Here is a 12,492-nt window from a genome sequence, read left to right as displayed (position 1 = left end):
ACCGCAAACCGCAAGCCGCAAACCGCCTACGGAAACGCGTGCGGCTTCGGAATGCCCGCGCCGTGCTCGATGTCGGCGATGGCCTGGCGATGCGCGGCGTCGATCGCTTCGGCGCTTTGCGGAAAGCCCGCGTTGCCGCCGATCGTGATCCACGGCTGCACGGCTGTGTCGCGATGGGTGATCTGATATTCGGCGTCCCAGCGCGCGCCCTGCAGTTCGAGCGGATGCACGTGGATGGCGTAGACGCCGTAGAGAAAGAGCTGTTCGGTCATGTCGACCCTCCTTTCGACCGCGCCGGCGCTTGCGCGCCGCGTGCGGTCCCGTGCAGAGCGGCGGATTCGCCGATGCGGCCCGCGCGCGGACAAAGGCGCACGCACGCGGGAAACCGTCCGGCGCGGGATCGCCTCGCCGGACGGAGCAAACGAAGGAAGTGGGCTACACGCGGGCTACACGCGCTAAATCGATAATCCGACTGGGCGGCCGATGCGAACGGATGCGAACCGATTCGAACGACCCGCGCGCTTACAGCTCGAGTTCGCCGAGGAGCCGATGCGCGAGCGCCTTGGCTTCCTCCAGCGCTTCCTCGGGCGTGCCGGAAGCGGCTTCCACTTCGTAGATCGCGTTCTCGAGATCTTCGCCGTCGTCGCGCGCCAGGGAGACCTGGCCCTGGTACTGGCCGGCGTTCATGGGTCGCACGGAGGCGACTGCCGTGTAGATCCCCTTGGTGTAGGTGACGTCGTCCATAGCGGGCTCCAGCGTGCTTCTCGAGGAAGGGAATCCCATGCTAGCACGTTGATCGCGCGCCTGCGGGACAGCCACGTGACGCCCGCGCGGCGCTTTCATGTCAGGCTTCACGATGGTGCAAAGCCCCCGCGTTTCAGTCCTCCAGCAGCGCGACGACCTCGTCGAGCGACGGCGAATGCGCGCCTGCGCGGCGGCACGCGGCGGCGCCCGCAGCCAGCGCGAACGACAGATGCTGACGCCACGTGCGCTGCGGCGTGCTCATCAGGCTGAACAGCAGACCGCCGATGGATGCGTCGCCCGCGCCCACCGTGTCGGCGACCTGCACGCGCGGCGGCGCGGCGTCGATCACCTCGTCGCCGACATAGAGCGTCGCGTGCTGCGCGCCGCGCGTGACCAGCAGCGTCGCAGCGGGATTGAGCGCGCGTACGGCGGCGATCGCCTCCGGCTCGCTCTTGCCCGCGAACAGCATGCGAAGGTCTTCGTCGGAGACCTTGATGAGGTCGGCGAGCGCGGCCATGCGATGCAGGATCGGCTCGTAGCCGTGCGCCATCAGGTTGCGGTAATTCGGATCGAAGCTGATCTTCACGCCTTGCGCGCGCAGTTCGGCGGCGAGCGTCGCGAGCGTTTCGCCGAGCGGCTGACGCACGAGGCTGATGCAGCCGAAGTGCGCCCACTTCGCGTGACGACGCCAGCCCTCGGGCAGCTTCGCGGGATCGAAGGCGAGGTCCGCGCTGTTGTCGCCGATGAAGTAGTACGCGGGCGGATGCGTCTGATGCACGATCGCGAGCAGCGGCGCGCGCTCGACGCGCTGCATGAAGCGCATGTCGAGACCGGCGGCGACGCTCGCGTTCCAGAGTTCGTCCGAAAAGTTGTCGGTGCCGAGCGCACCCGCGCAGGCCGTCGGCAAGCCGAGACGCGCGACCGCGCGCGCCACGTTCCAGCCCGCGCCGCCCGGATGCGCGCGCCAGCTGGAGTCCATGCCCGGCGCGCCCGTGTGCGCCGAACCCTCGGGCGCCGCGCCGCGCACGAGATCGGTGAGGATGTCGCCCGCCGAAATGAAGGCGGGGAAGCCGGTCGAGAAGTCGGGGCCAGTGCTGCATGTGCTCATCGCGTGTTCCTTCGCTGAATCTGTCGCTGGTGCGTTGCGGTTGCGCTGCGGGTGTGTTGCCGTTGCGTCGCGTTTGCGTTGCCGTTGCGTCGCGCGGTGCGTGCTCGATGCCGCGTCGTGCGGCGCGAAATCAGGCCGCGCCGTCCGTGCCGTTGGCACGTGCGTTCATGCCGTCGTTCGCGTCCTCTTCCTCGCGGCCGACGATCGGCGCCATACCGCGTCCGGGCAGTGCGTTCAGGACTTCGTAGCACGCGCCCATCGTGTGATAGTCGGTCTTGCCCGCCGGGCTCTTTTCGTCGCTGTACTTGCGGTTGTCGCAGGTGAGGATGCGATACCACGCGCCATAGCGATGATCGACGAAATGCTTCCAGCTATAGCGCCAGATTTCGTCGTACCAGTCCCAGAAGCGTTCGTTGCCGGTGCGCTTGCCGAGCAGCGCGGCGGTCGCGAAGGTCTCGGCCTGGACCCAGAAATACTTGTCGTGATCGCAGACGGTGTAGTCGGGGCCGAAGCCGTAGTAGAGCCCGCCGTGATCGTTGTCCCACGCGTGCATCATGGCCGCGTCGAACAGTTCGATCGCGCGCGGCAGCAGCCACGGCAGCGGGCGATGGCGTTCGAGGATCAGCAGCAGCTTGGCCCACTCGGTCTGGTGGCCCGGCTGGAAACCCCACGGACGGAAGATGTTCGTGCTGTCTTCCTTGTTGTAGTCCCAGTCCACCGACCAGTCGGCGTGAAAGTGCTCCCAGACGAGCCCTTGCGAGAGCCGCGCCTGGCGCAGCGTGATGTTCGACGCGACGCGCTCGGCGCGGTCGAGATAGACCAGATGGCCGGTCGCCTCGTAGGCCGCGAGCAGCGCCTCGGTCGTGTGCATGTTGGCGTTCTGGCCGCGATAGCTCGTGACGATCCAGTCGGCGCTCGCTTCGTCGGCGTAGAGGCCCGCCGCGCCGTCCCAGAAGCGATGTTCCATCAGCTCGAAGGTGGCGGCGATCATCGGCTTCGCTTCTTCGATGCCGGCCATCGCGGCGTGCGCGTAGGCGAGCAGCACGAAGGCCAGGCCGTAGCAATGGCGCGTGGCGTCGAGCGTGCGCTTCTTGCCGTCGCGCCAGTCGACCTCCCAGTCGTAGCCCTGATGCTGCGGGTCCCAGTGCGCTTCGCGCAGGAACTGCAGGCCGTGGCGCGCGTAGTCGAGATGCTGCGCCTCGCCGGTTTCGCGATACGCCATCGCGTAGTTGAACACGTAGCGGCAGCTGCTCACGAGATGCCGCGAGTGCGCGTTGTAGATCGAGCCGTCGTCGCGGAAATAGTGGAAGAAGCCGCCCGACGGGTCGTACACGTTGGGCGCGTAGAAGCGCAGCGTGTCGGCGATATGGCCGAGCAGGAAGGCGCGGTCCCGGAAGCTCGCGACGGCGGGCGCGGCGGCCTGGGCTTCAACGGTGAGTGCGGTGTCGGAAGGCTTCGTCATGGCTTTCTCATCTCGGCTTCGGATTGCTTCGTTTTACTTCGTATTGTTGCTGGCGAATGTGGCGGGATTTCGCGCCGCCGCTTCAGGTGCATCAGGTGTATCAGGTCGCTTCGGGCAGCGTCTTGCCGCGCCGCGCGACGCTTTCGGGCGCGGGTGGCGGCGTGGCATTCTGCGCGGATTTCGGTGTGGATATTGGTGCGGACGTCGGCCCGGACGTCGGCCCGGACGTCGGCGCTGCGCCCGCCGTGCTCGCGCGCTCGACGAGCCGCACCGGCAACACGATCTCACTCTGTTGTGGCGTTTCTTCGAGCAGCAGTTCGACGCCGCGCCTGCCCAGCGCTTCCTTGTCGACGGCGAGCGTCGTGAGCGCGGGCGTGGCGTGCGCGGCGGCGGCGATATCGTCGAAACCGACGATCGCGATGTCTTCCGGCACGCGCAGGCCGCTCGCCTGGCACACGCGCAGCGCGGCGAGCGCGGCGGCGTCGTTGTAGGCGAACACGGCGTCGGGCGGCGGCTCGCCGCGCAGGCGCGCGCCGTCGAGCAGACGCTGCATCGCGAGCGCGGCCCCGGTGTCGGGATCGAGCCCGCCTTCGATGGTGGTTTCGAGCGAGGGATCGAACAGCAGCCCCGCTTCGAAGAACGCGCGCCGGTAGCCGAGCGCGCGCTGCGCGATGCTGTAGTGCGCGAGCGAGCCGCCGATGAAGGCCACGCGCCGCCGCCCCATCGCGAACAGATGATGCATGGCGAGCGCGGCCCCCGCGGCGTTGTCGATGTTCACCGAGCGCAGGCCCTGCGCCCACAGGTCGATCAGCACGAGCGGACGTTGCAGCGCGACCAGCGCGGCGAGCGTTTCCGGCTCGACGAAGCCCGCCACGGCGACCGCGTCGGGCGCGTGCAGGCGCAGTTGCTGGATGGTGTCGTCGGCGGGACCGGCGGTGAGCAGCGCGGGCACGATGCCGTGCTCGCGGCACGCGTCTTCCACGCCGTGCAGCACGTGCGAGAAGAACGGGCTGGCCGCGAAGTTGTTGTGCTGGCGATGCAGCAGGAAGGTCAGGCGGCGGATGCGCGGACGCAGCTGCGCGCTGTCATAGCCCAGCGACTGCGCGATCTCGACGATGCGCGCGCGCGTGGCCTCGGACAGGCCCGGCTGGTTCTTCAGCGCGCGGGAGACCGTGCCGATCGACACGTTGGCCGCCTGCGCGACGTCGCGAATGGTTGTCCCCATGATTCCTGTTGGCCCTGGCTGGTGTGTCAGGTGTGCGCCGATTGTATAGTAAAAACTGGGCCGCACAACGTTGCATCGTGCCGAAAAGCCCCCGTAAATACCCGTAATCACGGGAATAAACGTAAATTGACATGTTTAGTAAAGCTGCCTAAACAAAGTCGGTTTTCGGAACGCCGGGCACGTCGGTTGCTGAATGTCGCAGGTCATCATTCGAAACGGAACGGAGGCATCATGCTCGGCACCTTGCTTCTCGTCATACTGATCCTGCTGCTCATCGGCGCCTTTCCCGCCTGGCCGCACAGCCGGTCGTGGGGCTATGCGCCATCCGGCACGCTGGGCGTCGTGGTCGTCGTCGTGGTCGTGCTCGTGTTGATGGGGACGATCTAGCGGCGCGCGATGCCGCTTCAACGCAACGAGGCCGGCGCGGAAGCGATCCGCGCCGGCCTCGTTTTTTGTCCTCGTGAGCTTGGTTGAAACCGCGCGCGCATTCAGCCTGCGCGTTTAGCTTGATCAGTCCGCTGACATGCCGCCTTGCGCCGCAGCTGAAGCCGGCTGTGCCGCCGCGAGCGCGGGCAGCAGCGCCGCGCTTTCGCCGCCGTCGATCACCACGAGCCCGCTCGCTGCCTGCTTCGCGCGCCGCTTGGCGATGGCGGCCAGCGAGGCGATCGCGTCGCTGCCGTGCTGCGAGCCGTCGCCCGGCGCGATATGCACGCAGCCGACCGCCATCGTCACGAAGGCGAAGAAGGCCGGATGCCCCTGGCGGTCCTCGCCGTGGATGCCGCCCGCGAGCCGGTCGGCGGGCGCGTAGAAACGCTGCGCGCCCGCGTTGAAAGTCTCGATCGCGTGAGCGACGCGCTCGCGCCAGGTCTCGCTCTGGAACAGGATCAGGAAGTCGTCGCCGCCCACGTGGCCGAGAAAGTCGCGTGTGGGATCGCAGGCGTCGGCGAGCACCTGCGCCGCGAACTTCAGCACCTCGTCGCCCTGCCAGTAGCCGTACTGATCATTGAACGGCTTGAACTGGTTCAGATCGACGTAGCAGGCGTGAAAGCCCGCGTCGTGCGAGAGCAGCCGGTCGATGTGCGAGCTGATCGGAATGTTGCCGGGTAAAAAGGTCAGCGGATTCGCGTAGCGCGCCGCCTGGATGCGCACCTCGGTGACCGCGCGCACGAGGCTTTCGCCGGTGCCGAGTCCGGCGTAGCGGCCGCTGTCGGTGATCACGAAGCCGTCGGCGAGATAGCGCTGATCGTCGCTCGCGAGCAGCGACGCCATCTGCTCGACGCTCATGGTTTGCTCGATCAGCACCGGCGCTGCGTTCGCGAATTGCAGGCAGGCCTTCTTGCCGAACAGCTCGCGGTGATAGGGCAGCGCGTAGCGGTCCATGAAGGCGCGGCGGTTGATCAGCGCGATCGGCGTCTCGCCTTCGACCACGGCCACCGCGTGCAGCTCGGGCAGGCGGTTGAACAGTTCCAGCACGTCGTTGTTGGTCGCCTTGCGCGGCAGCGCGGGCGCGTGCACGCGCATCTTCTCGGCGGGCGCGCCGCCGTTGCCGCCGCCGATGCTTGCACCTGTGTGGCGCGTGGCTTCGGGAAACACGGCGATGTGCTGTGCGCGCAGCGCGTCGCGCGCGCGTTCGGCCAGCGTGCGCGGCGGACGCGCCTCGGGTCGTCCGAGAAAGAAGCCCTGGCCGGTCGCGATGCCCATGTCCCGCAGCACGATCAGATCGGCCTCGTTCTCGATGCCTTCGGCGACGAGCCGCGCGCCGCTCGCCTGGGCGAAGTGCTGCATCGCGCGCACGGCTTCGAACTTGAGCGCGTCGTTGGCGATGTCCTGGATGAAGAAGCGGTCGATCTTGACGACGTCGGGCTGCAACTGCACCCACACGTTCATGCTCGCGTTGGCGCTGCCGTAGTCGTCGAGCGCGAATTGCGCGCCCGCCGCGCGCAGCGCCGCGACCACGTCCTTGAAGCCGCGCACGTCCTCGACCGCGCACTGCTCGGTCAGCTCGATGACGACGCGATGCGCGTCGAGCGTGCCGTCGAACAGCGCGAGCGTGTCACGGCCGTGGTCGGTCAGGTCGCGCAGGGCGTCGGCGCTGAAATTGAGGAACAGCTTGCCGTGGCAGCCGAGCTGCGCGAAGGCGGCGATGCAGGCCGCCGCCGCCGCGTGTTCGAGCGCGAGCGTGCAGCCGGCGCGGTTCGCCTCGGCGAACAGGGCGGCCGGCGATTCGAGCGGCGAACCGGCGGGACCGCGCACGAGGCCTTCGTAACCGAGGATGGCGCCATCGTCCAGATCGACGATCGGCTGGAAGACGGCGCGCAGCTGGCGCTGGGCGATCAGGGCCTCGATGCCGGCCGGGCTGGCGGACAACGGAATAGCCATCGGAGCCGCGGTCCCGTGGACCGGCGGCGTGGACGCGCGTGCAGACATGGAAAGAGCCAAGACAGGCTTTGACGACAGAATTAACGGCAGCAGACTCTGCCAATTAAATGAACTTTTAATGACAGCGATGCGAAAAGCGGGTGCGGACCGGGAGGCTAACGTTTGCGCGGTCCGGCGATGTCGCTCGGCAGCGTCAGGGGCGCGATGGGACAGCGATGCGGGGGACGACGACGAGCGCGCGCGAGCGGCGCGGGTCAGTCGGATAGATCGGAGAGGGCGGGGTGTGGCTGCGTGATGAACCGCGCAGCGAGGGGAGGGAGGATGCAGCCAGGCGCGCGGCGGACCTGGTCCGCCGCACCGCCATCGAGGGGATTACCGGCGCGCCGTCGCCGTGCGTTCGCCGCTGGCGCGCGATTCGTCGCCGGCATCGGCTGCGCGTTCGGCGCTCATGTCGCGCGCGCCCCAGCGCTGGGCCAGCGCCGCGCACACCATCAGCTGGATCTGGTGGAACAGCATCAGCGGCAGCACGACCGCGCCCACGGCGTTCGACGCGAAGATCACCTTCGCCATCGGCACGCCCGCCGCGAGACTCTTCTTCGAGCCGCAAAAGATGATGGTGATCTGGTCCGCGCGCGAGAAGCCGAGCCTTCTGCTCGTGAACATCGTGATGCCGAGCGCGAGCGCGAGCAGCACGGCGTTCACCACGACGAGGCCGCCGAGCGCGGCGAGCGGCGTGTGATGCCAGAGCCCTTCGTTGATCGCTTCGGAGAACGCGCCGAACACCACCAGCAGGATCGAGCCCTGATCGACGAATTTGAGCACGCCGCGATTGCGCTCGATCCAGCGCCCGATCACGGGGCGCAGCAACTGGCCCGCCACGAACGGCACGAGCAGTTGCAGCACGATGTTCCAGACCGTGTGCCACGCCGAGGTGCCGCCGGCCGTCTGATTCGTGACGACGAGGCTCACCAGCGCGGGCGTGACGAAGATGCCGATCAGGCTCGACGCCGACGCGCTGCACACGGCCGCCGGCACGTTGCCGCGCGCGATCGAGGTGAACGCGATCGACGACTGCACGGTGGAGGGCAGCGTGCAGAGGAACAGCACGCCCATATAGAGCGCGGGCGTGACGAGCGGCGAAAGCAGCGGCTTGAGCGCGAGGCCGAGCACCGGGAACAGCACGAAGGTGCTCGCGAGCACGACGAGGTGCAGGCGCCAGTGCGTCGCGCCCGCGACGATCGCTTCGCGCGAGAGCTTCGCGCCGTGCAGGAAGAACAGCAGCCCGACGGCGACGTTGGTGAGCCAGTTGAACGGCACGGTGGCCGCGCCATGCACGGGCAGCAGGCTGGCGAGGATCACGGTGCCGACGAGGCAGAGCGTGAAGTTGTCGGGCAGGAATTTCGGACGAGCCATTACACAATCTCGGGTGCGCGCAGCAGCGCCTCGCTGTGCGCGGTTCGATGGGCGCACAACGGATCATCGGAAACGCTATTGTCGGCGCAAGGCCATTGAAAATGCAAATTCATTTGAAGAATTGATTAATGAGCAGTGCGCATGAAGTGTCGGATTTCAGGCGTGATTTTCGCGCTGTGGTCTGACGTTTGCACCGGGTTTTGCCTGGGTTTGTCTGATGTTGTCCCGGGTGTCGCCGAGGGGCGACAACGGGCTCGCAAGCCGACGGATTCCTCAGGCAAAAACGGGGTCGCGAAGCACGCCGAACGATCCACCCCGCGCGAGCGCAAAGCCCCGCCGGGCGGCCTTCTGCAAGCATGAACCGAACCTGCGCACAGTGCGCAGGAATGCCGAAAAATCAAGCAGTAACATGGTGTTACAACCCTTCCGCGGGCATAACATTTTTTGGCTCGACACCCCTACCGGGCGCCCATAAATTACCGTCAAGGAACGTCAGGCGACTGTTGTGACGGCAATCGTTACGCGCCGCGTTTCCCGGAATTGGCCCGCCATGGCCCGAGTGGCTGGACGCCATGCTGAAAGTCGGGCAGGTGATCGACACAATGCGTGCAGGGTTGTTACGGATGGGGCAGTGGATCGTGGGGGCCGTTTTAACGGCCCTCGTCGCGCTCGCCCATGCACAACCCGGTTTCCATGGCGGCGGCGGCGGTGGCGGCTTTGAGCGCGCGCCCGTCGTGCGCGAGGCGCCGCGCGGCTACGGCGGCATGCAGGGGATGCGAGGCATGTCCGGCATGCCCGGCATGCGTTATGCCCCGCACGGCGGCGCCGCGTCGATACGCGTGGCCGATCAGGGCGGCTGGCGCGAGCGCGGCGGCGGCCGTCAGGCCGGGCGTCGCGACAGCGGCGGTGAGCGCGGCTACGGCGGCAATCCCTACAGCAATCCTTATGGCAACGGTTTCGCCACGGGCGGCGGCTATCACGGCCCGATCCAGCCCGTGAGCGCGGAAACGCGTCAGGTGCCGCATCCGCCCGCGGACTCGCCGGTGCGCGCCGGTTCGATCCGCGAAGACGTCGCGCGCTATAACGAGGAGCGCGGCGGCGGTTTCCGTCCGTATACGCGCGGCGGCGGTGACGTGCCGCGTCCGCCGATGTCGTCGCCGTATCGAAACTGAAGCCACGCAACTAACAGCCCCCGCGTCACCCCCACCACCCCACCACCACCGAGCATCAGCGGAGCGACCGGTCCTCTTCAGACCGCGTTTCATTTCTCGCTGATTCTTTCCATCGTTCCCCGATTTTTCCCCGTCCGTACGCCGTCCGGCTCACCTCCGTTCGTCTTTCAAACGCGCTTTCGGCGCGCTTCCTGTTTTCTTCCCGCTTTCTTCCGACCTGTCCGATCGCGTGCGTTTCGCGCCGCGCGAAAGCCGCGAAAGCGCTTCCACAGGCCGCTTGCCCGGCTCTCATCACAAACTGACGCGTGGATACCACACTTTTTAGGAAATCACTCGTCATACGGAACCCTTTCGTCATCAAATCTCGCCTTCGCTACGGCGGCGCGTCATCGGAAGCGCCGGCGCGCGTGAAAACCGGGTCAAAGCCCCGCCGATCAAGGCGAGGCTTCCGGCGAAGCGGATGTTGCAACGCAGCGAATGATGCGATGAAAACAGACCAGGCAGGTTTCGCGGGCGACAAACTAATCGGGCCGATATACCGGCGATAACAACCGATATTTTTGTCCATAAAAATGGTCCGCAAAGATGGATCCGCCCAGAACGGCCACGTCTGCGAACGACTAGAAAACCAACGGTTTGCGCGAGCGCCATCGCCGCCAGTTTCATTTTTTTGACAAGGACAGGAGAACTCATGAATACAGCCGTCAGCCACGCGCTGCGCACGCCTTTGCGCACGTCCCTCAAGGCGTGCGCCATCGCCGCCGTTCTCGCCGGCGCATCGTCGTCGGCGTTCGCGCAATCGAGCGTCCAGCTTTACGGCCAGGTCGACGAATGGGTCGGCGCCACGCGCTTCCCCGGCAGCCAGACGGCGTGGAACGTCGGCGGCGGCGGTATGTCGACGTCGTACTGGGGCCTGAAAGGCGCCGAAGACCTCGGTGGCGGCTACAAGGCGATCTTCGCCCTCGAAAGCTTCTTCCGCGCGCAGAACGGCCAGGACGGCCGCTTCTCCGGCGACACCTTCTTCGCGCGTAACGCCTACGTCGGCCTCGAATCGCCGTACGGTACGTTCACGGCGGGCCGCCTGACGACGCAGCTGTTCGTCTCGACGATCCTGTTCAACCCGTTCATCGACTCGTACACCTTCTCGCCGATGGTGTACCACGTCTACCTCGGCCTCTCGACGTTCCCGACCTACACGACCGACCAGGGCGTGGTCGGCGATTCGGGCTGGAACAACGCGGTGCAGTACTCGACGCCGAACTTCAACGGCCTCTCGGGCTCGGTCATGTACGCGCTCGGCAACCAGGCCGGCGACAACGGCAAGAAGAAGTGGAGCGCCCAGGCGCTGTACTTCCACGGCCCGTTCGCGGCCACGGCGGTCTACCAGTACGTGAACTTCAACAGCACGCCGGGCGACATCGGCAGCATCGTGAGCGGCGAGACGACGATCGTCGGTCTGCGCAGCCAGGGCGTCGCGCAGGTCGGCCTGTCGTACGACCTCAAGTACGTGAAGTTCTTCGGCCAGTACATGTACACGAACAACAACAGCGACATCAGCAGCTGGCACGTGAACACGGCGCAGGGCGGCGTTTCGGTGCCGGCCGGCCCGGGCACGGTGATGGCGTCGTACGCGTACTCGCGCGACAGCGGCGGCCTGAACCAGACGCACAACACGGCGGCGGTCGGCTACGACTATCCGCTCTCGAAGCGCACCGACGTCTACGCGGCCTATATGTACGACCACTACGACAACATGTCGTCGGGCATGACCTACGGCGTGGGCTTGCGCGCGAAGTTCTAAGCGCGCGGCGTCACTACGCCTCTCCGCCTGCCGGGACCGACCCCGCGCTGTTCGCAGCGCGGGGTTTTTTTTATTGCGCGCGCAACGGCGGCAGGGGGCGCGGGCCTGGGGGTTTGGCTACCAGGATTTGATAAAGCGCGCACAATATCGCCGATTGTTTCCTGATTAACCTGATTTTTGCGGGAAGAAAGACGCGATGGATACCCTCGTCAGCATGAAAGTGTTCCGGCAGGTGGTCGAGGCGGGGAGCTTCGTGGCGGCGGCCGAGCGCATGAGCATGTCGGCGGCGATGGCGAGCAAGCATGTGATGCATCTCGAACAGCAGCTCGGCGCGCGCCTGTTGAACCGCACCACGCGCCGCGTCGCGCCCACCGAGGCCGGGCGCGAGTATTACGAGCGCGTGGCCCAGGCGCTCACCGAACTCGACGAAGCCGGCCAGGCCGTCGGCGCCGCGAGCGTGGTGCCGCAAGGGCGGCTGCGCGTGTCGTCGCTGACGGCGTTCGGGCTGCGCCACGTGATGGGCGCGGTCGCCGACTACGCCGCCGATTTCCCGCAGGTGACCGTCGATATCACGCTGTCGGACCGCGTCGTCGAATTGATCGACGAGGGCTTCGACGTGGCGATCCGCGCTTCGCCCTCGGGCCTGAAATCGTCGTCGCTGATCGCGCGGCCGCTCGCCACCGCGCATATCGTGCTGTGCGCCTCGCCCGAGTATCTGCGCCGCCACGGCGTGCCGAAGACGGTCGCCGATCTCTCGAAACACAAGTTCGTGCATTACGCGGGCGCGTCGGCGGCCGAACTCGCGCCGTTCTCGGAGGCGGGCGCGCGCCCGAAGCCGAGCGGCAACCTGATCGTCAATCACCTGGAAGCGCTGCGCGTGGTGGTGTTGCAGGGCGGCGGGCTGTCGATGCTCGGCACCGAGGTGATCGGCGACGATATCGCCGAGGGCCGACTCGTGCCGCTGCTCGTCGACGCGCTGCCGCCGCGCGAGCTGCCGATTTACGCCGTCTACGCGAGCCGTCGCCATCTGTCGGCGAAGGTGCGTTCCTTCGTCGATTTCCTCGCCGCGCGCTTCGGCTCGCGCGCGCTCTGGCCGGGCGTGGAGGAGATCCGCGCGGCGGCTTTGCGCAAGACCGTGTAGCCGCGCGCGAGGTTGGGGCGCGCGGCGTGCGATCGGACGCGCGCCGC

The 12,492-nt window shown here is 67.0% G+C and carries 11 protein-coding genes and 1 pseudogene; 4 read left to right on the top strand and 8 right to left on the bottom strand.

Going from position 1 to position 12,492, the window contains the following annotated elements:
- Positions 1 to 26: 26 nt before the first annotated feature.
- The 5 genes and pseudogenes from U4Y88_RS18965 to U4Y88_RS18945 form a co-directional block, all read right to left on the bottom strand.
- Positions 27 to 272, bottom strand: a complete 246-nt coding sequence (locus U4Y88_RS18965) for a hypothetical protein (RefSeq protein ID WP_224012481.1) — start codon at positions 270 to 272, stop codon at positions 27 to 29.
- A 250-nt stretch (positions 273 to 522) separates the two neighbouring features.
- Entirely contained in the window at positions 523 to 744 is a 222-nt protein-coding gene (locus U4Y88_RS18960; protein ID WP_224012482.1) for a hypothetical protein, read from the bottom strand.
- 133 nt (positions 745 to 877) lie between these two features.
- Positions 878 to 1,852, bottom strand: a complete 975-nt coding sequence (locus tag U4Y88_RS18955) for a carbohydrate kinase family protein (RefSeq protein ID WP_224012483.1) — start codon at positions 1,850 to 1,852, stop codon at positions 878 to 880.
- A gap of 130 nt (positions 1,853 to 1,982) precedes the next feature.
- Positions 1,983 to 3,314, bottom strand: a complete 1,332-nt coding sequence (locus U4Y88_RS18950) for an AGE family epimerase/isomerase (protein ID WP_224012484.1) — start codon at positions 3,312 to 3,314, stop codon at positions 1,983 to 1,985.
- A 226-nt stretch (positions 3,315 to 3,540) separates the two neighbouring features.
- A pseudogene (locus tag U4Y88_RS18945) lies at positions 3,541 to 4,539 on the bottom strand (LacI family DNA-binding transcriptional regulator); the annotation flags it as partial.
- Between the two features lie 231 nt (positions 4,540 to 4,770).
- Between U4Y88_RS18945 and U4Y88_RS18940 the strand changes: the two are divergent.
- Positions 4,771 to 4,926 (top strand): DUF3309 family protein, encoded by a 156-nt coding sequence (locus U4Y88_RS18940; RefSeq protein WP_224012486.1) that lies wholly within the window; start codon positions 4,771 to 4,773, stop codon positions 4,924 to 4,926.
- A 123-nt stretch (positions 4,927 to 5,049) separates the two neighbouring features.
- On the opposite strand, the gene U4Y88_RS18935 is transcribed toward U4Y88_RS18940, so the two are convergent.
- Entirely contained in the window at positions 5,050 to 6,918 is a 1,869-nt protein-coding gene (locus U4Y88_RS18935) for a phosphodiesterase (protein ID WP_321785636.1), read from the bottom strand.
- 372 nt (positions 6,919 to 7,290) lie between these two features.
- Positions 7,291 to 8,331, bottom strand: coding sequence for a bile acid:sodium symporter family protein (locus U4Y88_RS18930; protein WP_321785634.1), 1,041 nt, complete (start codon positions 8,329 to 8,331; stop codon positions 7,291 to 7,293).
- A 638-nt stretch (positions 8,332 to 8,969) separates the two neighbouring features.
- Between U4Y88_RS18930 and U4Y88_RS18925 the strand changes: the two genes are divergently transcribed.
- Positions 8,970 to 9,503: a peptide-binding protein gene (locus U4Y88_RS18925; protein WP_321785632.1), complete on the top strand. Its 534-nt coding sequence runs from the start codon at positions 8,970 to 8,972 to the stop codon at positions 9,501 to 9,503.
- A 357-nt stretch (positions 9,504 to 9,860) separates the two neighbouring features.
- Here the strand turns inward: U4Y88_RS18925 and U4Y88_RS18920 are convergent, their stop codons facing one another.
- Positions 9,861 to 10,196 (bottom strand): hypothetical protein, encoded by a 336-nt coding sequence (locus U4Y88_RS18920; protein WP_321785630.1) that lies wholly within the window; start codon positions 10,194 to 10,196, stop codon positions 9,861 to 9,863.
- Between U4Y88_RS18920 and U4Y88_RS18915 the strand changes: the two genes are divergently transcribed.
- Both U4Y88_RS18915 and U4Y88_RS18910 read left to right on the top strand, forming a co-directional pair.
- Positions 10,195 to 11,304 carry a porin gene (locus U4Y88_RS18915; protein ID WP_224012491.1) on the top strand — a complete coding sequence of 370 codons (1,110 nt, stop codon included), beginning with the start codon at positions 10,195 to 10,197 and terminating at the stop codon, positions 11,302 to 11,304. The two genes, U4Y88_RS18920 and U4Y88_RS18915, sit on opposite strands and share 2 nt — an antisense overlap.
- Before the next feature lie 196 nt (positions 11,305 to 11,500).
- A complete protein-coding gene (locus U4Y88_RS18910) occupies positions 11,501 to 12,445 on the top strand; it encodes a LysR family transcriptional regulator (RefSeq protein ID WP_224012492.1) in 945 nt (314 codons plus the stop codon).
- The last annotated feature ends 47 nt before the right edge of the window (positions 12,446 to 12,492 follow it).

The sequence above is a fragment of the Paraburkholderia sp. J94 genome (assembly GCF_905220285.1).
Taxonomy (GTDB): Bacteria; Pseudomonadota; Gammaproteobacteria; order Burkholderiales; family Burkholderiaceae; genus Paraburkholderia; species Paraburkholderia tropica_A.
Note: the sequence above shows the minus strand (reverse complement) of the source record. Positions and strands in the feature narration are given on the sequence as shown.

What these genes read in the sequence shown, in the direction of transcription:
- U4Y88_RS18940 (WP_224012486.1), top strand. Translation starts at nt 4,771, where the DNA reads ATGCTCGGCACCTTGCTTCTCGTCATACTGATCCTGCTGCTCATCGGC.
- U4Y88_RS18915 (WP_224012491.1), top strand. Translation starts at nt 10,195, where the DNA reads ATGAATACAGCCGTCAGCCACGCGCTGCGCACGCCTTTGCGCACGTCC.
- U4Y88_RS18950 (WP_224012484.1), bottom strand. Translation starts at nt 3,314, where the DNA reads ATGACGAAGCCTTCCGACACCGCACTCACCGTTGAAGCCCAGGCCGCC.
- U4Y88_RS18930 (WP_321785634.1), bottom strand. Translation starts at nt 8,331, where the DNA reads ATGGCTCGTCCGAAATTCCTGCCCGACAACTTCACGCTCTGCCTCGTC.
- U4Y88_RS18935 (WP_321785636.1), bottom strand. Translation starts at nt 6,918, where the DNA reads ATGGCTATTCCGTTGTCCGCCAGCCCGGCCGGCATCGAGGCCCTGATC.
- U4Y88_RS18920 (WP_321785630.1), bottom strand. Translation starts at nt 10,196, where the DNA reads ATGAGTTCTCCTGTCCTTGTCAAAAAAATGAAACTGGCGGCGATGGCG.
- U4Y88_RS18960 (WP_224012482.1), bottom strand. Translation starts at nt 744, where the DNA reads ATGGACGACGTCACCTACACCAAGGGGATCTACACGGCAGTCGCCTCC.
- U4Y88_RS18965 (WP_224012481.1), bottom strand. Translation starts at nt 272, where the DNA reads ATGACCGAACAGCTCTTTCTCTACGGCGTCTACGCCATCCACGTGCAT.
- U4Y88_RS18910 (WP_224012492.1), top strand. Translation starts at nt 11,501, where the DNA reads ATGGATACCCTCGTCAGCATGAAAGTGTTCCGGCAGGTGGTCGAGGCG.
- U4Y88_RS18955 (WP_224012483.1), bottom strand. Translation starts at nt 1,852, where the DNA reads ATGAGCACATGCAGCACTGGCCCCGACTTCTCGACCGGCTTCCCCGCC.